Below are 24872 nucleotides of genomic sequence, written 5' to 3'. Positions count from 1 at the left end.
TTATGCAAAAAACCTTGTTATTAGTCGATGGGTCCAGCTACCTATACCGCGCTTTCCATGCCATGCCCGATCTGCGCAATGCGCAAGGCGAACCAACAGGCGCGATCTACGGCATGATCAATATGTTACGCCGATTACGCTACGATTATCCGGCCGCCTACATCGCCTGCGTGTTTGATGCAAAAGGCAAAACCTTTCGCGACGACCTCTATCCAGAATACAAAGCACAACGCGCACCGATGCCCGACGACCTGCGCCTGCAAATTGTCCCCATTCATGAAGCCGTCACTGCCATGGGCTGGCCGATACTAATGGTCGAAGGCGTTGAAGCAGACGACGTGATTGGCACCCTCGCGGTAGAAGCAACATCACGCGGCATGAACACCATCGTCTCGACCGGCGATAAAGATCTGGCGCAACTGGTCAACGCCAATGTCACACTGATCAACACCATGAGTAATGAGAAGCTCGATGAAGCTGGTGTCATCGCCAAATTTGGCGTACCGCCAAACCGCATCATCGATTACCTCACCTTGATTGGCGATACCGTCGATAACGTACCAGGTGTCGCCAAATGCGGACCAAAGACTGCCGTTAAATGGCTGGCAGAATATGACAGTCTCGATGGCGTCATTGCCAATGCCGATAAGATTAAAGGCGTCGTTGGCGACAACCTACGTCAGGCATTAGACTGGTTGCCGCAAGGCCGGGTTTTGATCACCGTCAAAACAGATTGCGACTTGTCGGCACAGCATATTTCCATCGACGAATCGCTAGTCGCCAAAGAAGAGAGCAAAGAAGCCATGCTCGCCTTCTTCACACGCTATGGTTTTAAAAGCTGGCTGCGTGAATTATCGGGCGATCCAACTGCCGGTGCAACGCCACTCAAAACAGCATCCAATACAAACAACGCACAAGCGGGCTTGTTTGGCGATGAGGCTAGCAACGCGACTTCTGCAGCCTCTTCTACAGCCTCAGTCACCAGCCCTGCTGAAATTCCGGCAGCGCCCGCAGTAACTCAGTACGACATGATTCTGACCGAAGCCGCGCTGGATCAATGGCTGGCAAAAATCAATCAAGCCGCCCTCACCTCTGTCGATACCGAAACTACGTCGCTAGAGCCGATGACGGCGCAAATGGTCGGCATCTCTTTATGTTGCGAACCGGGATTAGCCGCTTATATCCCGCTAGCACACAGCTACCCCGGCGCGCCGGCGCAACTCAGCCGCGAGGTGGTGCTGGCAAAACTCAAGCCATGGTTAGAAGATGCCAGCAATCCCAAGGTCGGCCAAAACCTCAAATACGACAGCCATATCTTCGCTAATCACGGTATTCATTTAATGGGGATACAACACGACACGCTGCTGGAATCTTATGTATTTGAATCGCACAAATCGCATGACATGGATAGCCTGGCCTTGCGCCATCTAGGCAGAAAAACTATCAGCTTTGAAGAAGTCTGTGGCAAAGGTGCGTCGCAAATTTGTTTCGATCAAGTTGATCTGGAGCGCGCTACACAATACGCGGCAGAAGATGCCGATATCACGCTGCAACTCCATCTGGCGATGTGGCCACAGATAGAACCCGATGCCAAACTCACCCGTATTTATCACGAGATCGAATTGCCCACCTCTATCGTATTGCAAAAAATCGAGCGCAACGGTGTACTCATCAACAAAGATTTATTAGCCACACAATCACATGAAATTGGTATCCGCTTACTTGAGTTGGAACAAAAAGCCTACGAGCTGGCAGAGCAACCCTTCAACCTAAATTCACCCAAACAATTAGGTGAAATTTTCTTCGTCAAACTGGGTCTGCCCGTCGTCAAAAAAACGCCTTCCGGTGCGCCGTCGACCGACGAAGAAGTCTTACAAAAACTGGCAGAAAATTATCCGCTACCCAAAGTGTTGCTCGAATATCGCGGACTGGCCAAACTCAAATCAACCTATACCGACAAGCTGCCAAAGATGGTCAACGCAAGCACCGGTCGCGTCCACACCAACTACGCACAAGCGGTCGCCGTCACAGGTCGCCTCGCATCCAACGACCCCAACTTGCAAAATATTCCCGTCCGTACCGCCGAAGGCCGCCGCATCCGCGAAGCCTTCGTCGCACCGACCGGTAGCCGCATCGTCTCTGCCGATTATTCGCAAATCGAACTCCGCATCATGGCGCACATCTCCGGCGACGCCAGCCTGCTGAATGCCTTTGCCGCTGGCGAAGATGTACACCGCGCCACCGCATCAGAAATCTTCGGCGTCTCCCTGCCAGAAGTTACCAGCGAACAGCGTCGCTATGCCAAGGTCATCAACTTCGGTCTGATCTATGGCATGAGCGCGTTTGGCTTGGCAGGCAATTTAGGTATAGAACGTAGCGCCGCCCAAAGCTATATCGACAAATACTTCCAACGCTACCCAGGCGTTGCCCAATACATGGCCGACACCCGCACCCAAGCCAAAGCCCAAGGCTATGTAGAAACCGTCTTTGGCCGCCGCCTCTGGTTAGCAGAAATCAACAGCCCCAACGGCCCCCGCCGCCAAGGCGCAGAACGCGCAGCGATCAACGCCCCGATGCAAGGCACTGCCGCCGACCTGATCAAACTCGCCATGATCGCAGTACAAAGTTGGCTAGAAACCGACCAGCTAAAATCCAAAATGATCATGCAAGTCCATGATGAACTGGTGCTGGAAGTACCAGATGCAGAACTGGAATTGGTTAAACGAAAATTGCCGGAATTGATGGCGAATGTGGCAGAACTACGAGTGCCGTTATTGGCGGAAGTTGGCGTGGGAAATAATTGGGAAGAGGCGCATTAAAGCTGGAATAAGCTGAAGCGGAACTTCCAGAAACCCTTTGATTTAGATGGAGCGCCGGGCCGAATTTGCAATAAAGCGATGCAATCAGCTCAAGCAAAGATTTTTTAGACCGTCCCGAAATCAGTACCCTAATAATAATGCGGCTGTTGGAAGTATTTCGTGCCAACAGCCGCATTATTATTTGGGATACTTAAAATTACTTGGTGAGTTAACCAAGGTAAATAAACCTACCAACAGACACGCAATATATGTTACTTACAGCTCCATAAGTTATTCGTCATCCCGCTATAATCAACGGTAATTACATAAGCTAATACGCTAATCCCATGACAAAAATCACCTGCCTTTATCCGCACTATCTGATACCGGTTGAGCCACGCGCCACCGTGTTGACTCAACACGCCTTGGTGATGCAAGACGATAAAATTCTTGCGGTGTTACCTGCAGATCAGGCGCGCCAGCAATACGCCAGCGCGAAGCATCTGGAGATGCCAGAGCACGCCATACTGCCTGGCTTGATCAATCTGCACGCCCACTCTGCGATGAGTTTGCTGCGCGGTCTGGCGGACGATTTATCTTTGATGGATTGGCTTAACCATCACATCTGGCCAGCAGAGAAGAAGCATGTCTCGGATGAGTTTGTGTTTGATGGTAGCGTGCATGCGATGGCGGAAATGATCCGTGGTGGCACAACGACGGTCAACGATATGTACTTCTGCCACGAGGCGGTGGCGCGCGCTGGTGTGCACACCGGTATGCGCACTATTGTTGGTTGCAGTATTTTAGAATTCCCTACGGTATATGCCAATGATGCCGATGAATACATCAGCAAAGCGCTGGCTGCACGTCAGTCATTTGTCGGGCAAGCCGGCATCAGCTTCCGCCTTGCGCCGCATGCACCGTACACCGTAGCCGATGAGACTTTTAGCAAAATCATTGCGCTGTCTGAAAAACTAGGTATCGATATCCATTGCCATATTCATGAAACTCAGGACGAGGTCGATACCAGCCTCAAACAATACGGCATGCGTCCGCTAGAGCGCTTGCATCAGCTAGGACTCCTAAGCCCTGCCCTGATCGCTGCGCATGTGGTGCATGCCAACGATGCCGAAATCGCGCTACTGGCAAGACAAGGTGTACATGTCGCTCACAATCCTGCCAGCAATCTTAAACTCGCCTCTGGCTTTGCCCGTGTGCATGATATGCAAACAGCGGGTATTCAGGTTGGTATCGGTACCGATGGCGCAGCCAGTAACAACAAGCTCGATTTGCTAGGTGATCTGCGTATGGCAGCGCTGCTGTCCAAAGCACAATCCGGCAACCCAACCGCACTCAATGCCAGCATCGCACTGGAAATGGCAACATTGTCTGGTGCCAAAGCATTGGGCATGGATCAGCAAATCGGTAGCCTGGTCGCAGGCAAACAAGCTGACCTGATCGCCATTGATTTGTCCGCAATAGAAACGCAACCTCTGTTCGATCCGATATCGCAAATAGTCTACGCCGCTGGGCGAGAACAAGTCAGCCACGTCTGGGTCAATGGCAAGTGTCTGATGAGCGACAGAGTATTCTGCGATTTGCAGATGGATCAGTTATTAGATAAGGCACGTTGGTGGCAGAAAAAGATCGCTGTTGCTACGGTATAAAAACAACGGTTATCTGTAGGGTGTGCCATCCGCACCAACAGCTTTGTATAGCAAGATCAAATTGCACAGCGGTGCGCATGGCGCGCTCTACTACTAAAAACTTATTCACATCGCCCAATTTACGCTACCTACCGAACAAGCTTAGCAACTGATCCGCAATAAGTAACAACGGCAAATATTCTAAATCAGAGGAAAGTCTGTGAAAAAAATCTCCCTCCGCTTCGCTCTAATTTCTCTCATCTCCTTCAGCGCTTCCATAGCAGCATCGGCTGTGCATGCAGGTGACTCGGATCTCTGTAAATCCATTTGTGCATCTGAGAAAAAAGAATGCCGCGCCAACGCAGATACACAAACAAAATTTGATACTGACTCAATGATCACCGCATCATCAGGTAGCAGAAATCCAAATGACTCAAACCATGATCGCTTAGCCGATAGGATCCGCAATAAAGAAGTCGCAAATAAGGATTTTATGAATCGCAAATTAGAGCGTTATCGGGCATGCGACGATAAAAATCTTCAATGCATCAACACATGTACTAACACATCCTCTGCACCTAAAAAATAACTCCCAGAAAGTGATCTGATGTTGATGTCTTCACGCCTCTTGTTTTGCCTGCTGTCCGTCGCTACGTTATCTGTTACAAGCAATACAGCCAATAGCGCGGCACCGCTTAAGAATAATCTGACTACACTCTCTGAACGTTCTGGCTTCGTCAAAACAGGACGTTATGATGAAGTCATCGCGCTCTGTGCAGAATTCCAGAAAGCCTATCCGTCTGCTGTGCGCTGCACTGAGTTTGGCCGTACACCGGAAGGTCGTCCGATGCTGGCACTGATCGCCTCACGCACAGGGGCATTGACGGCAACAGAAGCACAGCAGCGCAATATTCCTGTCGTGCTGATACAGGGTGGAATACATGCGGGTGAAATTGATGGAAAAGATGCCGGTTTTTTAGCGCTGCGCGAGGCTTTAGAAAACACTGCTGCCAAAGGCGCACTGGATAAGCAGGTACTGATTTTTGTTCCTGTATTTAATATCGATGGTCATGAACGCTTTGGTCGATGGAACCGGCCAAATCAGCGAGGGCCAGAAGAAATGGGCTGGCGCACGACCGCACAAAACTTCAATTTAAACCGGGATTACGTTAAAGCCGATTCCCCCGAAATGCAGGCAATGCTTAAGCTGATCAATGAGTGGGATCCACTTGCCACGGTTGATTTGCATGTGACCGACGGCGCTCAATTTGAACATGATATTTCGATACAAGTAGAGCCGGTCAATTCTGGCGACACCAACTTACGGGCATCTGGCAAACAGCTACGCGATGCGGTGATTACCGATCTGGCAAAGCAAGGTTCTCTGCCATTACCGTTTTATATGTCGTTTGAAAAAGAGGATGATCCGCTCTCTGGCTTTGCAGATAATGTACCGACAGCCCGGTTTTCACATGGCTATTTTGTATTACGCAATCGCTATGGAATGCTGGTAGAAACGCATTCCTGGAAAGACTATCCAACCCGTGTCCGCATCACGCACAACACCATCATTTCTGTATTCAATCAGATTGCATTGCACGGTGCTGAATGGCGCAATTTAGCCATCGCCGCCGATGCAAGAGCCGCCACCTTGGCGGGCAAACAAGTGGTCGTCAGCTATGCCACTACTGATAAAACCATCCCTATCGCCTTTCGCGGCTATGCTTACGAGCGAACACCATCGACTATCTCTGGCGCACTGATGACACGCTATGATGAGACCAAACCACAAATCTGGAATGTGACCTTACGTAATGAGATCGTGCCCAAAAACATCGTCACCGCACCGCAGGCAGGCTACCTGGTCAGCGCCGCGTATGCAGATGCCATCGCACAAAAACTGACTCAACACGGCATCCAATTCCGGGTACTCAAATCTGGACTAGACAGCGCAAGGATAGAAAGCCTGCGTGCAGATAAAGTCAGTTTCACTGCCGAATCATTTGAAGGCCACCAGATACTTACGCTAAAAGGTGCATGGAAAACCGAACAACGTACGCTGGCGCCAGGCAGTCTGTTTGTACCCATCGCCCAAGCCAAAGCCAGATTAGTTATCGAATTGTTCGAGCCCAGCGCACCCGATGCGCTAGTCAACTGGGGCTGGTTTAATAATGCCTTCGAACGTAAAGAATATATGGAAGCCTACGTCGCCGAAGAAGTCGCCCGTGAGCAATTAGCCGCAGACCCGGCATTACGAAAAGAATTTGAACAACGCCTCGCCAGCGATGCCAGCTTCGCAAAAAACTCTGTCGCCAGATTAAATTTTTTTGCGCGCAGACATTCTTCCTGGGACGAACGGTTTAATTTGTATCCGGTGTTTAGAACGGCGTTGGTACCGCAGTGACGGGCTCTCAGTAATGGATTAGATTCAAACAAATTAATGAGTTGGGATTGCAGCTAAAGCAATGACATCAATATGGCGACTGCCCCCAATTCAAAGCAAAGCTAAATACCACCAGCAACACATACGGAAACGCAACCGTCGGGCGTAGTGCCTGACTTGCGTATTCCATTAATAAGCCAACTACGCCTTTACGTTCTTTCAACCATTCGGTATGTAATTGGAAGGCGGAAAAATCCTCTTGAGGCGGCTGCTTCATCATCGCTTCTATCCGCAGAATACGATTACTCAGACGCGCTTGCGAAGTCCTGACGATGGCTTCCTGCAGGCACATCAACAATAATAATCCGACGATCATCGCTACACTAAAGTTAAAAACGGCAGTGGCAATAAACAAGGCGACGGCACAAAGTTTGGTTAGTAGACAGCTACGTTCTAAGGCTTCGATATTATTTTGCAGGACAACCCATTCTTGCTCTAATGAGGTATTGTTTTCTTCTGACATGCTGGCTTCCTTTTTTTGCTTACGGGGATAATAAAACCATATACTCCCCCTTATTTTTCATAAATATGCTCTATTGTCCAAATAATCTATGGACAAATTAAAATACATACCAGGAGTATATACATTTACGCTCTATGACTCCTGATTGATTTATGCATACAACATTCTATTCACTGTATTAAAAATTGATCTAGTGAAAAAATAGATATGCCACAAAAATCGCTGCAACAATGCCAGCAAAGTCGGCGAGCAAACCGAATGAAATCGCATAGCGGGTTTTACGTATGCCGACCGATCCGAAATAGAGAGCGACAATATAAAACGTAGTATCGGCAGAACCTTGGAACACGCAGGCAAGGCGACCGACGAAGGAATCGACACCATAGGTTTTCATCGCATCAACCATCAGAGCGCGCGATCCACTACTGCTGAGCGGCTTCATCAATGCAGTTGGTAAGGCGGGCGTAAAGTCGGTGTTGATACCAAGGTGCGAGAAGACCCAATTAAATCCGGCGACAACAAATCCGAGTACGCCAGCGTTGCGCAAGGTGCCAATCGCAACCAGCATGCCGACTAAATACGGGATGATGGTGATCGAGGTTTGTATGCCGCCTTTGGCACCTTCGATAAAGGCTTCATACACGTTCACTTGCTTGCGCATCGCTGCCAGCATAAAACCGACGATGATACCGAACAGCAGAAGATTGCTGCTGAGTTTAGAAAAGACTTCAATCTCGGACCGGCTCATGCATTGACTAAGGTACCAGACCAACAAAATAATAAAGGCACTGATCCCGCCGAGCCAGCCCAAGACAACACGATTCAATAAATTAATACCTTGTCTGATGGCGACCGCGATTAGACCAACGATGGTAGCGACATAAGTAGCGATCATGCAGGGGATAAAAATATCCGAAGGGTCGTGCGCACCCAAGACCGCGCGTTGCGCCATGATCGCCAGTGGTATCAGCGTCAGGCCGGAAGTGTGCAGGACCAAAAACATGATTTGCGCATCGCTGGCCTCGTCCTTATTTGGATTTAGGCTTTGCAGAATTTCCATGGCTTTTAAGCCGAAGGGGGTGGCTGCATTATCTAGCCCTAATAAATTGGCAGAAAAGTTCATCACCATATGCCCGTTGGCCGGGTGATCTTTGGGCACACCTGGGAAAATACGCTGAAAAAATGGTGCGATGATCCTGGCAATAAAGTTGATCGCACCGGCTTTCTCGCCGATGTTCATAATACCCAACCAGAGCGTCATGATGCCTGCCAATGGCAGAGCAATTTCCATCACGCCGATGCGGGCGGATTCAAACGTGCCGTCGATGATGCGCTTAAATATTTCGGCATCACCCAACAACAACCATTGTCCTAGCGCGGCGATAAAGCTGATGAAAAAAAATCCGGTCCAGATGTAGTTGAGTGCCATTTTTTGAGTCGTAATGTTGGGACGTTATGTTGCCAAATTATGTTGATAAGTGATGTTGGAAGCTAATCAAAAAACTAAAAATAATTTCATTTGAAAAACTCTATTGCCACATTCAAGTGCCAAATTCAGCTCAGATTTAGCGCTACCCATACAAGCACTTTGTATCATGAAACACAAGGGCATCGCCTGAATTTTTCGATCTGCATTGATATCTAAATTGATCGCTGATTTGATGACTACAAATCGGTTTCCACATTTTATAAAGACGGTGAAGCGTATCGGTTATCACCGCCAACAGCTTATAGTCAGATACATTTTGTTGCATCTTTTTTGAGAAAAATACACATCTTTGTCAGCTTTCTTGTTGCTCAGTTCGTTGTAGAGGTGTAGTTAAATTAAAGAAAAGGTGTTCATCATGCGTACTATTACTTCTTTCAACATGCTGGCAAAATCGCTTGCATTCGGTGTTCTTGTTGTTGGCGCAGGTATCAGCGGCACGGCTTCTGCACAAGATCGTGATTGGAATCGCGGTGGATGGCATCAACCACAATACAGACACGAAGTAGTTCGTAACTATAACTATGTGTATTACCCAGCCCAACGCGTGTATTACTCACCCAATAATGGCAACTGGTTTTGGGCGAATGGCGGGAATTGGCAAGCAGGTGCGCGCTTACCTGGCTATTTAAATGTTGATCTGCGCCTTGGTGGCGTACCTGTGGTGTTGGGCTCTGATCGCCCTTATATGCAACACGCTTATGTGGAGCAAACTTACGGTCAGCCATGGCGCACGGCGCATTACCAACACACTTACTATGACAACCGCTACGATCACCGGGATGGTCGTTGGGACGGCTACCGTGACGATCACCGCTATGAGCGCCATGAGCATGATGACCGCGACAATTATCGTGATCGGCATGATACTAACCAACATGGTGACGAGCGTTACCATAGTCGGTAATTTATAACTAACTAACTAACGCACAACTGGCAGACAATGTTCAAGGACCAGTGTCAGCATCGCCGTCAGGAATAGAGTCAATTACCGACCAGACTGGCTGCGATGTTGATTGAGAAACCGACAATCGCGACATTAAATAAAAAACTTAATACGGACTGTCCTAATACCGTCTTACGCATTTGGCGTGTCATTACACTGACATCCGATGTTTGTACTGCCATAGCGATGGTGAATGAAAAATATAGAAAGTCCCAGTAGTCAGGATTTTTTTCGTCATCGGGAAAACGTAAAGCGGGATGTCCTTTGGGTGAGCGATAAAACACTAGCGCATAATGAAACGTAAAAATCATCGCCACTAAACACCAGGAGCCAAATACCGTCATTGCGGTGAGTATATATTTGAGAAAACGGATGTCAGCAGATAGTCCCTTCATATTCGACAATTCAAAAATAATGGCAACCAGACTGGCAGTTGCAGCGACCGACAAAATCACCAAAATAGCGACCGCACCTTCATGCTCTTGCTGGGCAATTTTGTTGACACTGTCGTGATTCGCGCAGCTCATCAACCAGCCCATCAAAATCAGATATCCCCATACGGCGACGTTCCAGCCAAATAGTGCGCGGGTCATCCAATCAAAATTAGCGGGAAGTAGAAACGTGAATAGCAAACCTAAAAAGAATGTCAGGCTTAACCGGGGGCGTGTATGTATAAAATTTTTAATTGAGAACATAAGAGAAATAAGGCATTCTTGAAAAACGTCGTTGCGATAGCGCGCATTAGTGCGAGGCAAATAATATAACAGTGGGCAGATAAGTAATGTCGATAAAGTAAATGCGGATGTTTCCACTCAAACATACCTGCCGTAGTATATTAGAGCTTGTGCTATCAGGAAAAACAAAATCATGTGCGTCGGGTGAAAATTTATTGCACTAAAGACATCATCAAATCTCTATTATGACTAAGCGACACCAATATTTACCTCTATCAAAAATCACTGCCGGCAGAGTGCTAGCGGCTGATTTGCTTGACAAGCAGGGACATGTTTTGCTGCCCGCAGGCGTGACCTTGTCGGAGTCGATGTTAGTTTCTATCGCACAGCATCATGTTCAACAATTGTCGGTGATAGCAGACGACTTGCCCGAGGTCGATGATGCGAGTGTCCAAAAAGCAAAGCTGGAACGTCTTAATCAATTATTCAGACACACACATGGTCATGCGCCAACGACGATCTTGTTTGACTATATGCGCGCCTATCGCGATGTAACGCCATGACCCCTGATCAACCCTCACCCAGCAGCCAGCATTTGCTCTTAATTGATGTAATTAAACACATAAAATCTTTGCCGACTTTGCCCGCAGTGGCGCAAGAAATGTTGTCCAATTTAAATGACGATGATATTAGTCTGGACACGATTGCAGAAAAAGTGTCGCACGACCAGTCACTGACCGCCAGCACGCTTCGGTTAGCAAACTCGTCAATGTTTGGCAGCAATTCTAAAGTAGTGACATTGCAACAGGCTGTCAGCATGCTGGGTATCAGGCAAATAAAAAATTTAATCCAACTCACGGCAATCGCAAATAGTTTTCCAACGTCACGTTGCAGGAACTTTGATTTTCAGGCATTTTGGCGACATAGCGTGGCGACGGCAGAATGCGCTGAACTTATCTCACGCACGCTCTCGATGAAGCACGATTTTGCTTACACCGCGGGCTTATTGCACGATATTGGCAGACTGGTTTTAGTGACGCGTTTTCCAGCACAATATGAGCAAGCGATTCTGTATAGAGAACAAGAAGATTGTTATTTGCTGGAGGCAGAGCATGCAGTCATGAATATTGATCATGTCACCGCAGGTTTGGCACTAGCAGAACATTGGCAATTTTCTGAAGCGATCCGAGATGCGATTCGCGGACATCATGATCCAGAAATAGAAGGACTCAATTCGATTGCGGCGATTGTGCATGTGGCAAATGCAATCGTCCATGCGTTAGATATCAGCCAGGTAGAGGATGATCTGGTACCGTTAATATCACAGATGGCATGGAACACCTTAGGCTTAGATAAATCAGATTATCTAGCGATATTCCGCGAGACTGAAATGCGTTTTGAGGCCTTAGACGGTATTTTATTGTAGCTTGTAATGAGTTACTTTTAGTACGTTGTTTTAGCTATGGTCGTAACATAATTTTAGCGTTTTTTGATAGAAATTCATGTACTTGGAAAAAACCATTTTGGAACAGTTAATGCAATTCGGTGATGCCGATTATCCAATAGAGAGCATCCATTTATTCCGCGATATTTCTCCGGAAAACCATCAGTTAATTGAAGATATTATTCAATACTGCGCCGTAGTTAAAGCCAGAACAGGACAGGTCGTTTTGGATGCTCACAGCTCTGGTGCACGATTATATGTTGTACTTAAAGGCGTACTGGGAATCACGCGACAAGACGCCAACAGCAATCAATTAGAAACCGCAATTACCCAATATCTGCCGGGTGAATGTGTCGGCGAAATATCGGTATTAGATGAAGAAATTCATTCCGCTACTATCAGCGCCTTGGCCGATAGTGAGTTGCTGGTGATAGAAGCTGAAACTTTATGGCGACTGATTGATGAGTCGAATGGTGTCGCAAAAAATTTATTGCAGCTACTGTCTTTCCGTATCCGCGCAGCCAATGCACAAATTCGTAACCGGCAAAAAGTAGGTGAATTTTATCGTCAGCTTTCTATGGTTGATGGTTTGACTGGATTACATAATCGCGCCTGGTTAAATAGTCAGTTGCCAAATATGGTGGAAAGCGCACACGCAAGCGGCAATCCGCTGAGTATCATTATGGTAGACCTTGATCATTTCAAACGATTTAACGATGATTACGGTCACTTAGTAGGTGACGATGCGCTACAAAGCGCTGCCAAAGTAATGAATGCTGGATTACGCCCTACTGACTTTGCAGCGCGATACGGCGGTGAAGAGATGATAGTGATTTTGCCTGAAACCAATCAAAAATCTGCGCTACTGGTTGCAGAGCGTCTTTGCAATCGACTGCGTAAAACTAAAGTATTTGCAGATACGCATAAAGCGCTGCCGCATATTACCGGATCGTTTGGTGTAGCCAGCTTAGAAAAGGGAGAAGACGCAACGGCTTTGATCTCCAAAGCTGACGCGGCGATGTATCGCGCAAAAGAACAAGGACGAGATAGAGTTGCGCTTTAACACTACGCGTTTCCTTGAAGTAATTAGGTTTGATTGTTACTAAACTTAACAGGCTTAACATTAATAAAAAAGCTGCTGATAAAGTTTGTATCAGCGGCTTTTTTTACACATACAAGCGAAACTAAGTCAGATAAATAATAGTGACTTAAGCTCTAAAAGCTTAGAAGTGGTAACCCACACCAAAACTAATTCCAAGTGGATCAAGTTTGATATTTTGCGTTTGACCAGTTGAAAAATGTGCCGTCGTTTTCAAGAAAGTCTTAGTCAAGGCGAAGTCAGCAAACCATTTTTCGTTAATGGCATAGGTCGCACCTAACTGCGTCGTAATACAGAACTTGTTATCCATTTTAAATGTCGTTGGATTTGGGCTACCAGTATTAGTCAACGCTGTCATTTGACCAGAACCTGTTTCCTTTTGGAAATAAGAGTAGGTCAAACCAAGTCCGGCATAAGGGCGAATTGTAGATTTAGGTTCGAAAAAACGGTATTGCACAAAAATAGTTGGCGGCAACGCCTCTGTTGTGCCAATTTTTCCAGTACCAGCAATCGCACCCGCACCTTTTAGATCAAACTTATAAGGAACACCAAGGGCCAATTCAGCGGAAATGTTGTCGGTAATCATGTAACTACCGACAAAAACGGGTTCGGTGTCCGTTCCAACATCTGCTTTTGTACCTGGCAAAGCTGGAGCACTTAGATCACCACTATCGACTTTTGGCTTTAGCTGATTAATACCAACTTTAGCGGACCATGTGCCTGCGCTTTGGGCAGAGGCTGCGGCACTAGCTGTAAGTGCTAAGATCACCGCCGCAAAATTAATCGCACCTTTGAAACATTTACTCATATTGTCTCCTAATCCTTTTGATTGATGGCACATGATGTCACCATCTAAATAGTTCGGTTATTTTTTTAGCGCCGCTGACCACTACAACCAGATTCTGATAGTCTGAATTACAAAGCTGGTTTTACTATCGGCATTGCTTGAGTTGGTCAGCATTTAAGAGCGGAATCCACTCTTCTACGCTCAATCACGAGCGCTTACAACCACCCTCTAACAACCATTTCTTTAGAAACATAGCGCGCCAATAACAGATAACCATAGGGTGTCGGATGAACAGTATCCGCATATTCGTAGTTGTCAACGTTTGCTGAAATTGTGTTTGACTTGTTGCATACGAGCGATGAGCCTAATGCATTTTTCGCAGCGCTCAAATCACAAGCGGGGGTAGTAACATTTGTTAAACCATAGATGGCAGGATTTGCAGCCTGGTCACGGTTGACTGTGTATGCATCAACATACAAAACGCTAGCGTTACCATCTAAACCCGCTCTTAACTGAGCATTAAAAGTCGTGACCATTGTGCTGATCAGACCTTGAGTCGCAGTATCAGAACCTAAGCCAAGTGGTGTTTGGCTAATATCGGGTAAATTGACAACAGTTACATATTTTGCACCCTTGCCAACGATTAAAGTTTTGACGTAGCCGGCCAATTCTGCTCCTGCAGTACCCATCGCCGTAACAACAACAGGTGCATTGGTTTGCACATACGCTGCTGCTGCTGCTGCGCCTACTGTTGGCGTCAATGTAGCAATAGCGGCTGCTTGACAATTACTAGCTTGCGCATCTGCAGGAACGCACTTGCCGCTCTTTATATCGAGTGCAATTTGTCCAGGAACTGCCGCTGTGACCGCTGCAGTTGCAGCAGCAGTTGCACCACTAGATAGCGTAGCAAGTTGAATGAAAACATCATTACCACCAGCCATTACGAATACGATTTCGTCGCCTTTGAAACTACCGCCATTCAAAGCTAGATGGTTTTGGATTTGAGTAACAACAGGCACGGTCAACTGACCCAAAACTGCGTTGGAGCCACCTAATAGTTTATTGCCTGGGCCAACTGGGTTTGTTACGCGTGCGCCACCTTGAGCATAAGAAGTGCAACCAGCATGGTTGACAACTGGAACGCTAAAACCTTGTGACGCCAAACCGTTTAAGCCTGTTTGTGCAGGACATGGTGCTGGCAAACCTAATTGCGCAGCCATTAACTCTGTCCAGTTTTTTGCGTTATTTTTACCGGTAGAATCAACGTCATTAACGTTGTATTTACCACCTTTTAATGCGGCTACTGTACCAACCGCATAAGTACCAACGTCACTTAAGCTGTCGCCAAATGATACTTGTGAGCTGAATTTGATTTTAGTGGTTTGATCACCAGCGCCACCGCCACCGCAGCCGGCCAGAACGGCAGCCGCGAGCAATGCCAGTGCAAAATTAGATTGACGCATTTTGTCTCCTAATGGAAATATTTTTAATAACAAAGTGAACGGTCGTGCTAGTCACCGCGTGGCTAGTATGTCATCACGTATATTAGATGAATAGAGAAAGTTACAATATTAGAGTAAACACTCTTGAAAAAACAACGTACTCTAATGTCCTCTAAACAACCTTTGCGGTGCAGCAAATTAATTCTGTTTCCAAATCAAATGCACGTGCCAAATAATAGCCGTCGGGTTCACTTGGGTATAGAAATTGAACAAGGACATGATTATTGCAAAGCGATAATTCCTGGTCAAGCCGGATCAGTCGATAAAGTTGTAACAGTTTCTTTACTACCTCTACCCAAGTAAGCAGATGCTCGCCGCCCCCATTTATCCAGATAAGTATAAGTAATAGGTACAACTAATAGGGTAAGCAACGTGGAGGTGATAATCCCCCCTATAACTGCTCTGCCCATAGGTGCCTGCGACTCAGCACCATCACTCAAACCTATTGCCATCGGCAACATACCAAAAATCATTGCCAGTGTGGTCATCAGAATTGGTCGTAAGCGAACCTGACCTGCGGCCAAAATTGCGTCGTACTGTGACATCCCTTGTCGTTGCGACTGATTAATAAAATCGACCAACAAAATCGCATTTTTGGTCACTAAACCCATCAGCATAATGAAACCAATAATCGAGAAAATATTCAAGGTACTGCCGGTAATCAGCAACGCAAACAATACACCAATTAAGGAAAATGGTAAGGATGTCATAATCGCCAACGGCTGTAAGAAACTCCCAAACTGAGATGCCAAAATCAGGTAAATAAAAATAACTGCAATTCCCAATGCGGCCAAAGCAGAATTAAAAGAATCTTGCATCTCTTTAGTCTGTCCACCTACGTCAAACCGATAACCAGGTGGCAGTTCGATTTTTTTAACCAATTCTTGCACCTCAGTTCCAACGTCGCCAGCCGCACGGCCTTCTACATTGGCATATATAGCGGCGCGACGTTGCAAATCTTGACGCTTAATAACACGCGGGCTGGTACCAGGGATAAATTGGACTACTTGACGTAAAGGCACCATGATCGGTTTGCCGTTTGCGTCAATCCGGCTGCTGGCAAGCGATAGATCACCGAGATCAGAAATTTTTTGCCGTCCCGATTTTGGTAACTGCACATTGATTTCATAATTTTGCCCATCGGGAGCAAGCCATTGACCTATCGTGTCCCCGGCAACAAAAGGTCGTAAAGCTGATCCAATTTGTTGTACCGACAAACCCAGATCATTTGCCAGTTCATTATTCACTTTTACTAATACGGTAGGATTGGCACCAGTCAAACTGCTCTCTAAATCAGCAATTCCTTTGATCGCGCCAATCTTCAGCATTATCTGATCAATCACACCCTGCAATTTATCCGCATCCGGCCCCAAAATCGCTACATAAATTGGCTTGTTAAACCCTACGCCAAGCTCGATTCCCGGCACAGATTTCAAACGTTGACGTATCATTGATTCAATTTCTTTCTGCAGCTTACGATGACTAATCCGAGGTTCCGTCAACTTAAGATTAATCTGTGCCGTATTGCGCTCACCATCGACACCAACGCTTGTGGTCATTGTGACGATTTCTGGCATCAGTTTTAGTATTGCCTCGACCTGTATAGTTTTTTCATTGGTATAGATCAGGCTAGAGCCAACAGGTGTTTTGAGATTCAGTGAAATCTGGCTATTGTCAGTTTCGGGAGCGAATTCAGAACCGATAAACGGTAGCAAGAAAAAACTACCGATAAATAAACTGAAAGCTAACGCCAAAGTGGTTTTACGTTTGCGCAATACCAGTTGTAATACTCGGCCATATAAATGATGTAGCTTATCAATGCCGTGTTCGATGTTTTCCATTATCCGTTCTAGCCAGGGCAAACGTTTAAACCGTCCCTCTGCCGGATCATGCCAAACGGACGACAGCATTGGATCGAGTGTAAAACTCACGAATAAAGAAACCAATACCGCAACAGTCACGGTAATACCAAATTGAAAGAAATAGCGGCCAATCATGCCTTTCATAAATGCGACTGGTACAAAGACAGCGACAATAGCAAAAGTCGTCGCCATCACGGCAAGACCGATTTCATTCGTGCCGTCTTCTGCTGCTTTTTTATGTCCTTTACCCATTCCCAGATGACGGACAATATTCTCTCGGACCACAATCGCGTCATCAATCAACAAGCCAATACAAAGTGACAAGGCCATCAAGGTCAAAAAATTCAGCGTAAAACCAAAAGCCTTTAACGCGATAAAAGTAGCGATAACCGAGATAGGCAAAGTCAAGCCGGTGATGACCGTACTGCGCCATGAATGTAAAAATAAAAATACGATTAGTATCGTTAAAGCAGCACCTTCAAGTATGGTTTCCTTAACACCACTTAAAGATTGTTTGACGCTATCCGCATTGTTGTAGTTGACATTAATGATGACGTCTTTTGGTAGACGACTACGCAGATCTGCAATCGCATCAATAATCCCGCCGCCAACTTCTACAATATTGGCATCCTGAATTTTTGTGACCGAGATGCTGATTGCGCGTACTCCATTGACCCGTGAGATAGAAAATTCCTCGCGCTCACCGTCTTGAATATCCGCGACTTGCTCCAGATACACTGGGGCATTAGCTCGACGTGCGACAATAATTTTATTGAAGCCGCGTGGATCAGTGATCTTAGCTTCTAACCGGACTAATTGATCGTTAGCCCCTTGCGTGATCAAGCCAGCCGGAATGTTTTGATTGGTTACCTGGATCGCAGTCAACACTTCATTCACGCCGATATTGTTCGCCGCCATCCGATCCGGGCTCAACTTAACCTGCACCTGACGCACCACCGCACCGCGCACATCTACCCGCCCTACTCCAGGTACGCTTTGTATTTTTTTAGAAATGACTTGATCTGTTAATGTCGATAATTCTCGTAAGCTTCTGGTGGGCGAACTAACTGACATTTCAACAACGGGACTTTCGTTACCGTCACTGCCGCCACGCACGATAAATGGGTCTTTAACATCTTTAGGAAAGCTTGGTCGAATCTGGGCAATCTTATCCCGCACTTCTTGTAGCACTTTGTCTGGATTGACCGATAGTTGAAATTCTACCCAAAGAGTGGCGCGGCCTTCAAACGAACTGGCTAAAATTCGCTTAACACCGCTGACGGTATTGACTACGCTTTCAACTGGTTTGGTGATGTCGTTTTCGACAATTTCTGGCGAAGCGCCAGGATATTGAACTTGAATCGAGACACCAACAGACTGCACATCCGGCATCTGCTCCAGACCCAGACCTTGATACGAAAAAAGTCCCAGAACGACGAGCGCCACCATCATCATGGTCGCAAAAACAGGATTTTGAATACTGACTTTGGTGATCCACATGGCTTAGCCTTTGGATTTAGGGGAAGTCGCTAAAGTGGCGGCTACCGCGGAAGCAGGTGCTAAATCTGGTGCCAAATTTGTGATCTCAGCAGAGTTTGCAGTTTTTGGCAACAGGATTTTACTACCTGGCTTAATACTATCTAACTTGGCAGAAATAACCTGAACACCTGGCTCTAGCCCCTGCAACACTTGTACCAAGCCTTCATCCTCACTACGCAAACCCAGCTTAACGGCTTGTTGCTGAACTTGATTCCCTACTATTTTATAGACTACGTCGCTACCATTCTGCTGACGGATCGCGGCCAATGGCATGACAGGGTAAGAAGTAGTTTTTTCTAAAGTGAGATTACCTTTGGCAAACATGCCCCCTCGCAAAGCGCCATCGGCATTATCGACCTCTACATACACCAGCATCGAACGTGAACCAGCCTCGGCAGATGGATTAATACGCGCTACTTTTCCAATAAAAGAGCGAGTACCGAATCCATCGACGGCAAAGCTCACATTTTGACCAATCTTGACACGTGGAATCTCACTCGCAGGTACTTGGGCCTCTAAAATTAACTGCGCCAGATTGACGATATTAAATAAGGCGGTATCAGGCGATACCTTGTCGCCAGCTTGCACGCTACGCTTACTGATGATGCCATCGACTGGCGATTTAATTTGTGTATCCGCCACGGCAATCTGCGCTACTTCTCGCTGCGACAAGGCAGACTTCAAACTGGCATGTGCTAAATCCAAACTACTTTGAGTAGTATCAAACGCGTTTTGTGAGATATAACTTTGTTTTAGTAAAGCTTCATTAGAGTGTCGGTTTTTTTGCGCTAACGCCAAACGTGCTTGTGCCTCATCTACTGCCGCATCTTGTATGCTCAAACGCGCATGCAAATCAGCGCCATCAAAACGCGCAATGATTTGACCTTTTCGTACCGGCATACCCTCTTGCACCAATGTCTCATGTACCTCGGCTGCCACCTTTGACCGCACAGTGACTTGGCTTACAGGCATGAGAGATCCTGAAATCGGCAAATTCACCATCAGGGAACGGGTAGTGATTTTGGTCACATCAACAGGCGCCAACTCATAAATAACTTCTTTTTTTGTATCGGCATTACCCAAGGATTTGGCATTTTTCGAAATATCTTTTGCATACATCATCCAACCACCACCGATAGCAACCACTAAGAACAAGCCTGCTAATGGCATACGCCAGCGTGTCAATTGAGAGGGTTGCTGGGGTGACAAAATGTTGACGCTGTTCCCACTATTAGCACTATTATCTATTTTCATGATCTGATCTTTTATTACCCGGACATCAATTACTGAAGCAGGTATTTTTATTGGAAGGACAAAGACACTTTTGACACTGCGAAGAACTGCTCTTGTTTTTTATAATGGCTGTCTACCTTGCTCAGACTCTTGGTATTAAAATAAGTTCGCAATGCTCCAAGTAATATATAAAAACTCTTTAGTCGAACTGCCGCATTAGCTACTAAATACAAGAATGCCAAGCCAAATCATGATTTTTAACCATTACTATTAGGACTTATGCAAAAGGCAGACCTTTCACAATTGGAACACAGAGGCAAATAGAAAATTGAGAGGACAGCGAATCAGAGCTTTCTCTGTCTTTGTTTTCCCACATGTCTTTGTGGTGAGATGTTTTAAGTTTTTTCATCCGATGCACTAGTTCAAGCACAATCACAGCAAATAGTTTCCGTTTTGCGTAAATCCACATTAATTTGAAAACACACCCGTTATAAAAATAGTTAGACGACTTAGTGTTTGTTGCATTAATGCAATTGCTTGTACGACAACCGACGTGTCTCAACTTGCTATACTTAAAAATAAAGGTCAAAATGACAAACGGTGCGACCTTTGTTACAACACCTAATGTAATCTAAGTATTTAATTAAGCTCATACAGGGTTTGGTTGGGTATTTCGGTTCATCAGCTTTAATCAAATACACACTGTAGATTGGAGATCGCCTGATGTTTTCTTTTCCGTTCAAAAAAAACAAAAGCACTTCTACTGCTTATGAAGAAAAGTTTTTTTGATAAAGAACAGCAAATAATTTTTAGGCGATTGCGGCGCGCATTACCTAACTGCTACATCTTCCCCAAAGTAGATTTAATCGCTCTGCTGAAACCAATTAATGTCGATTCAAAAGCAAAACGAGCCGAGCAAGTCGATCTGGAAGGTCGCAAAATCGACTTTGCTATTTTCGACTCGTACATGCATCTGCTTTGCGTGATTGAATTGAATTCAGAAGTAGGGGAAGACGGCAAATATTTGACCAACACCTCATTTTTTAAACCGCTGGCATCAAAACTATACGCTGGGAACGTCGCGCATTACCTTTGTATGAACAAATTCTGCGCACTGTAGCGCCATTCTCTGCACTTACCGCGCCAAAACCCGATATTGCTCCAAGCACGGTAGCACGAGCGCAATTAGTGACTGCATCGCAAAGTCGAGACACAGTGCAACAAATTTATGCATCACATCTCATCCCTAGCAACATCGTAGCCTTGTCTATTCATGACATTGAAAAATTAACGCCACAACAATAAATACGAAATGCGTACCCTCACATCTGGCAACGCATCAGCTTATTTTGTAATGAACCTATGCATTTAAAACGTTATCTAGGGTCGCTGGTAATCCAAGGTCCGAGTGAAAATAGAATAGGATTTCCAAATGAAATCCTGGTTGAAATTGCAGCCATCCAGACAGCGAACGAAAAGCATTTAGAAAAATCTTCGCCGAGAACAACCTGGGATACCTCCTTCGTCAATAATTGTTTTTTTTAATCGGATGTAAGAATTACATTTCAGTCTATCACCACAAACGACGCTTTACCCTGCCGGAAACACACTCTATCGCAAATCGCTAGTACCACCCTTAGCACAAGATCATACTGCGAGTAGCTCGCCGGACATAATCTCTTAAGGTCTGTTAAAGAATAACCGCGAGATAAATTATTAGCCAATACTAGCCTTCCACTTTTAAGGAAACAGCATGAACATGACTCGTTTTGCAAAGCGCGTTTTCACCATCAGCCTGACATTAAGCGCACTCGCTATAGTGGCTCAACCAAACACCGCCTTAGCATCTGGCTGGAACTTGCAGTGGAGTTCAGACAAAAGTATTGCAGGCTCAGGAAAATTACAACAAGAAAACCGCGCTGCGAGCCATTTCAACGCGATCAGCATTAGCCTGCCTGCAGAGATAGAACTGCAGCAAGGCAATGCGGAGGGAATCTCAATTGAAACCGACGATAACTTGCTGACCTTAATTGAAACGACAGTTGAAAACGGTACGCTAAAAGTCCGCACCTTAGAAAAGGAAGTCCATCTGGACACACGTAGCCTGAAAATAATTATCAAACTAAAGCAAATTGATGATTTAGAAGTAGCTGGCTCTGGCTCGCTAAGATCAAGCCGCCTGCAAGCCGACAAATTGCGTGTCACAATCGGTGGCTCTGGCACTGTTAAATTACAAGGTCTGAGTGCCGAATCACTATTGTTAACCATCGGCGGTAGTGGTAGTTTCAAAATTGCAGGTAACGCTAATACGACTTCAATGGCTATTGGTGGTTCTGGCTCCATGGATGGCTCTGCGTTAAAAACCAATGATGCCAAAGTCAGTATTGGCGGCTCTGGCAAAGTCTCTGTTGCTACCAGAGATAATCTCAAAGTCAGTATCGGAGGCTCTGGTACGGTTAATTATTATGGTAATCCGCAAGTCAGCAAATCGATAGGCGGATCAGGCAGCGTCGTCAGACTCGGCGATTTTCCTTCATAAGCAATAGTAATCTGAGTAATACGCATCAGGCAGGAACTCACTATAATCTGGGTAGATGTACCACTCACCTGTCAACGAGGATATTCTATGACTATTTCTATGTATGCCGCCTCCGTCCCTGTCTTTCGCCAAATGCTCAATAGCCTGAGCGATGTATTGAGTAAAGCAGAAGCCCATGCCACGGCAAAAAATATCGATCCTGCTGCGCTGTTGCAATCACGTCTGTTCCCTGACATGTTGCCATTCACGCGTCAAATACAAATCGCTGCGGATTTTGCTAAAAGTGTTCCTGCACGCCTTGCAGGCATTGAAGTGCCTGCCTATGAGGACAATGAACAAACTTTTGCCGACCTGCAAGCGCGTATCGCTAAAACCTTGGCACTGCTAGATTCATTAACGCCAGCTCAGTTTGACGGTAGCGAAGAGTTAGAGATCGTATTGCGCCCCGGTACACCAAAAGAGAAAAAACTGAGTGGCCAAAACTATCTGCTGTCATATGGTTTGCCACAGTTTTTTTTCCACGTAACGACCGCCTACTCGCTACTACGTCACAACGGAATTGAAATTGGTAAAAAAGACTACATGGGTAATTTCTAAGTTGTCTTTTTAGCGCTAATTTAAGAATCAAGTTTTATTACATGCCAGCCGCTATGTCTGATCTTTTTTCTGCCTCCACTACCTTGGAACAGATATCGATTATTGATGGTGAGCTGGCATTTGCACATCAATTTTACTCATCAGAAATTGCCAGGGAACTTTATACAAGTTTGCTGGCAGAAACGCCATGGCGTCAGGATTTAATCGCTGTTTGGGGTAAGACCTATTTGCAACCACGACTCACTGCATGGTACGGCGACGTTGCCAGCAGCTATAACTACTCAGGGATTGCACTTGCGCCCCAGCCATGGACCGACACATTATTAAAGATAAAAAGTCAGGTCGAAGCGCTAACCCTGAACCGATATAACAGCGTGTTACTTAACTTATACCGGGATCAGCAAGATAGCGTAGGCTGGCATTCAGATAACGAGCCGGAGCTAGGGCATAAGCCAGCAATTGCCTCTGTCAGCGTTGGTGAAAGTCGTATTTTTAAGCTCAGGCATAAGAGCAAACCAGAACAAAAAATCCGTAACATTGAATTAAATAGCGGCAGCATTTTGCTCATGGCAGGGAGCTTGCAACAGCATTGGGAGCATGCAGTTTTGAAAGAAACCAGACCACATCAACCGAGAATTAATCTTACCTTCAGAAATATCCAAAATTAATCCTCCAATGATTATGCGGTCTTCAAGCCAATATCACGCTGCAAGCCGCATAATCCCTCGAAATTATAAAAAATTATACAGACTCAGCAATTAAATATATCGATTAAATTCGGTTCTCACTTGGTCGCTCCTGCGAAAGATAAAGCAGGGAACTCGATCTGTATTCAGCTCACCTGCGCTACGATAGTTAAAACGGCCGTAGTAGTCCAGCGTCTTTAGGTGATTAACAACGCCACTAGATTCTTGCTAAAGATGCACAGGAATGAGTTATATCTTGTTGTACATTCTTTCATTATTTGATTGAAAGATTTTTAGAAACTCCACAAATATTTCAATACAAAATTTATTCGCCAATTGGTACGTTCTGGCCCATACCACCCTGACCACCGCCAGATCCGCCTTTGCCGCGACGACCGCCACTGGCTTTAGGCAAATCGCTACGCGAGCCATGATCCTTCGTTTGGTCTTCTACCCGGTTCAACTGATCCATTAATAAATCGACGACCATATCTCGCTGCTTGTCATCCAAAGCGTCGTACATGGTTAGCCAAAGTTCTCTTAATTGCTGATTCTCTTGCAGAGATATAACCTCATCCTGATCCATTGATTTCGTGAGATCACGAAGTTCTGTGTTCTTTTTTTCTAAACTGGCTTTAACAGCATCTTGTATTGCCCGGCGGCGTAGTTCTCGTATTCTAAAAATATTACGTACCTTGCTTTCGGTTTGTTGCCAAAGCAATTGCTGATTGGGATTCAGATTCACATTCTTTTTAAATTCCGTCAAAATAGGTAAAGCATCTTCCGCACGAAAATCAGCTACCGGAATCGCCTTCGCAGGCATCGTGGCAGTAAAACTAAGCATCAACGAGAGCGTAAGCAAAATAGATTTAATTCTATGTCGCGGAAATTGTATGGGCATAATTTCTCCAATTAGAGCAAGGTAGCTGAAATGTCAGGACAAAATATCTGGGCCAAAAAAAAGCTACACCATGTAGGCGTAGCTCTAAACCACTTCGGGAGTGGGATCAAGAAAAGTACATAAAACATGATTAATATAATCTTCCACACACCTTTGTCATGTGACTATTACAAATTATTACTGAATGGTGTTCAGACGATACATTGTGTTAAACAACACTAAACAAT

At 45.8% G+C, this 24872-nt stretch carries 21 protein-coding genes; 13 read left to right on the top strand and 8 right to left on the bottom strand.

Annotation, left to right across the window (positions count from 1 at the left end; all coding sequences use genetic code 11):
• Positions 1 to 2: 2 nt before the first annotated feature.
• The 4 genes from polA to QN395_RS12500 all read left to right on the top strand — a co-directional run bounded on the left by polA (position 3) and on the right by QN395_RS12500 (position 6848).
• A complete protein-coding gene (gene polA, locus QN395_RS12515; RefSeq protein ID WP_323492108.1) occupies positions 3 to 2819 on the top strand; it encodes a DNA polymerase I in 2817 nt (938 codons plus the stop codon).
• Between the two features lie 326 nt (positions 2820 to 3145).
• A complete protein-coding gene (locus QN395_RS12510) occupies positions 3146 to 4465 on the top strand; it encodes a TRZ/ATZ family hydrolase (RefSeq protein WP_323492109.1) in 1320 nt (439 codons plus the stop codon).
• A 199-nt stretch (positions 4466 to 4664) separates the two neighbouring features.
• Positions 4665 to 5033, top strand: coding sequence for a hypothetical protein (locus QN395_RS12505; RefSeq protein WP_322119871.1), 369 nt, complete (start codon positions 4665 to 4667; stop codon positions 5031 to 5033).
• 18 nt (positions 5034 to 5051) lie between these two features.
• Positions 5052 to 6848, top strand: coding sequence for a M14 family metallopeptidase (locus tag QN395_RS12500; protein ID WP_322119872.1), 1797 nt, complete (start codon positions 5052 to 5054; stop codon positions 6846 to 6848).
• Positions 6849 to 6915: 67 nt separating this feature from the next.
• Here the strand turns inward: QN395_RS12500 and QN395_RS12495 are convergent, their stop codons facing one another.
• Together QN395_RS12495 and QN395_RS12490 are read right to left on the bottom strand one after the other, a co-directional pair.
• Positions 6916 to 7350: a hypothetical protein gene (locus tag QN395_RS12495; protein WP_323492110.1), complete on the bottom strand. Its 435-nt coding sequence runs from the start codon at positions 7348 to 7350 to the stop codon at positions 6916 to 6918.
• 190 nt (positions 7351 to 7540) lie between these two features.
• On the bottom strand, positions 7541 to 8779 hold the full coding sequence (locus QN395_RS12490; RefSeq protein WP_323492111.1) for a nucleoside recognition domain-containing protein: 1239 nt from the start codon (positions 8777 to 8779) through the stop codon (positions 7541 to 7543).
• 415 nt (positions 8780 to 9194) lie between these two features.
• Between QN395_RS12490 and QN395_RS12485 the strand changes: the two genes are divergently transcribed.
• The gene (locus QN395_RS12485) at positions 9195 to 9743 is read left to right on the top strand and encodes a hypothetical protein (protein ID WP_322119876.1); all 549 of its coding nucleotides are present in this window, start codon (positions 9195 to 9197) and stop codon (positions 9741 to 9743) included.
• Positions 9744 to 9820: 77 nt separating this feature from the next.
• Here the strand turns inward: QN395_RS12485 and QN395_RS12480 are convergent, their stop codons facing one another.
• Positions 9821 to 10477: a DUF1345 domain-containing protein gene (locus QN395_RS12480; protein ID WP_323492112.1), complete on the bottom strand. Its 657-nt coding sequence runs from the start codon at positions 10475 to 10477 to the stop codon at positions 9821 to 9823.
• A gap of 224 nt (positions 10478 to 10701) precedes the next feature.
• On the opposite strand from QN395_RS12480, the gene QN395_RS12475 reads away from it, so the two are divergent.
• From QN395_RS12475 to QN395_RS12465, 3 genes are all read left to right on the top strand, one after another.
• Entirely contained in the window at positions 10702 to 11019 is a 318-nt protein-coding gene (locus QN395_RS12475) for a hypothetical protein (protein WP_323492113.1), read from the top strand.
• Positions 11016 to 11882: an HDOD domain-containing protein gene (locus tag QN395_RS12470; protein WP_322119879.1), complete on the top strand. Its 867-nt coding sequence runs from the start codon at positions 11016 to 11018 to the stop codon at positions 11880 to 11882. The genes QN395_RS12475 and QN395_RS12470 overlap by 4 nt, the downstream gene beginning before the upstream one ends.
• 109 nt (positions 11883 to 11991) lie before the next feature.
• A complete protein-coding gene (locus QN395_RS12465; RefSeq protein WP_323492114.1) occupies positions 11992 to 12963 on the top strand; it encodes a GGDEF domain-containing protein in 972 nt (323 codons plus the stop codon).
• A gap of 160 nt (positions 12964 to 13123) precedes the next feature.
• Here QN395_RS12465 and QN395_RS12460 read toward each other — a convergent pair whose 3' ends face one another.
• From QN395_RS12460 to QN395_RS12445, 4 genes are all read right to left on the bottom strand, one after another.
• Positions 13124 to 13840, bottom strand: coding sequence for an OmpW/AlkL family protein (locus tag QN395_RS12460; protein ID WP_322119881.1), 717 nt, complete (start codon positions 13838 to 13840; stop codon positions 13124 to 13126).
• Positions 13841 to 14001: 161 nt separating this feature from the next.
• Positions 14002 to 15249, bottom strand: a complete 1248-nt coding sequence (locus QN395_RS12455) for an SGNH/GDSL hydrolase family protein (protein WP_322119882.1) — start codon at positions 15247 to 15249, stop codon at positions 14002 to 14004.
• Between the two features lie 284 nt (positions 15250 to 15533).
• Positions 15534 to 18650, bottom strand: a complete 3117-nt coding sequence (locus QN395_RS12450; RefSeq protein ID WP_323492115.1) for an efflux RND transporter permease subunit — start codon at positions 18648 to 18650, stop codon at positions 15534 to 15536.
• A 3-nt stretch (positions 18651 to 18653) separates the two neighbouring features.
• Positions 18654 to 19943, bottom strand: a complete 1290-nt coding sequence (locus QN395_RS12445) for an efflux RND transporter periplasmic adaptor subunit (RefSeq protein WP_322119884.1) — start codon at positions 19941 to 19943, stop codon at positions 18654 to 18656.
• 748 nt (positions 19944 to 20691) lie between these two features.
• On the opposite strand from QN395_RS12445, the gene QN395_RS12440 reads away from it, so the two are divergent.
• The 5 genes from QN395_RS12440 to QN395_RS12420 all read left to right on the top strand — a co-directional run bounded on the left by QN395_RS12440 (position 20692) and on the right by QN395_RS12420 (position 23726).
• Entirely contained in the window at positions 20692 to 21042 is a 351-nt protein-coding gene (locus tag QN395_RS12440; RefSeq protein WP_323492116.1) for a DUF2726 domain-containing protein, read from the top strand.
• Positions 21015 to 21227 carry a hypothetical protein gene (locus QN395_RS12435; protein WP_323492117.1) on the top strand — a complete coding sequence of 71 codons (213 nt, stop codon included), beginning with the start codon at positions 21015 to 21017 and terminating at the stop codon, positions 21225 to 21227. The genes QN395_RS12440 and QN395_RS12435 overlap by 28 nt, the downstream gene beginning before the upstream one ends.
• Before the next feature lie 448 nt (positions 21228 to 21675).
• Positions 21676 to 22461, top strand: a complete 786-nt coding sequence (locus QN395_RS12430) for a head GIN domain-containing protein (protein ID WP_323492118.1) — start codon at positions 21676 to 21678, stop codon at positions 22459 to 22461.
• 87 nt (positions 22462 to 22548) lie between these two features.
• Positions 22549 to 23058 carry a DUF1993 domain-containing protein gene (locus tag QN395_RS12425; RefSeq protein WP_322119887.1) on the top strand — a complete coding sequence of 170 codons (510 nt, stop codon included), beginning with the start codon at positions 22549 to 22551 and terminating at the stop codon, positions 23056 to 23058.
• A 53-nt stretch (positions 23059 to 23111) separates the two neighbouring features.
• Complete coding sequence (locus tag QN395_RS12420; protein ID WP_323492119.1) at positions 23112 to 23726, top strand: alpha-ketoglutarate-dependent dioxygenase AlkB family protein; 615 nt, start codon at positions 23112 to 23114, stop codon at positions 23724 to 23726.
• A gap of 343 nt (positions 23727 to 24069) precedes the next feature.
• Here QN395_RS12420 and QN395_RS12415 read toward each other — a convergent pair whose 3' ends face one another.
• On the bottom strand, positions 24070 to 24645 hold the full coding sequence (locus tag QN395_RS12415; protein ID WP_322119889.1) for a hypothetical protein: 576 nt from the start codon (positions 24643 to 24645) through the stop codon (positions 24070 to 24072).
• Between the last annotated feature and the right edge of the window lie 227 nt (positions 24646 to 24872).

The organism is Undibacterium sp. RTI2.2, assembly GCF_035018705.1.
In the GTDB taxonomy this organism is placed as follows: domain Bacteria; phylum Pseudomonadota; class Gammaproteobacteria; order Burkholderiales; family Burkholderiaceae_D; genus Undibacterium.
This window is presented reverse-complemented; position numbering and strand designations above follow the sequence as displayed.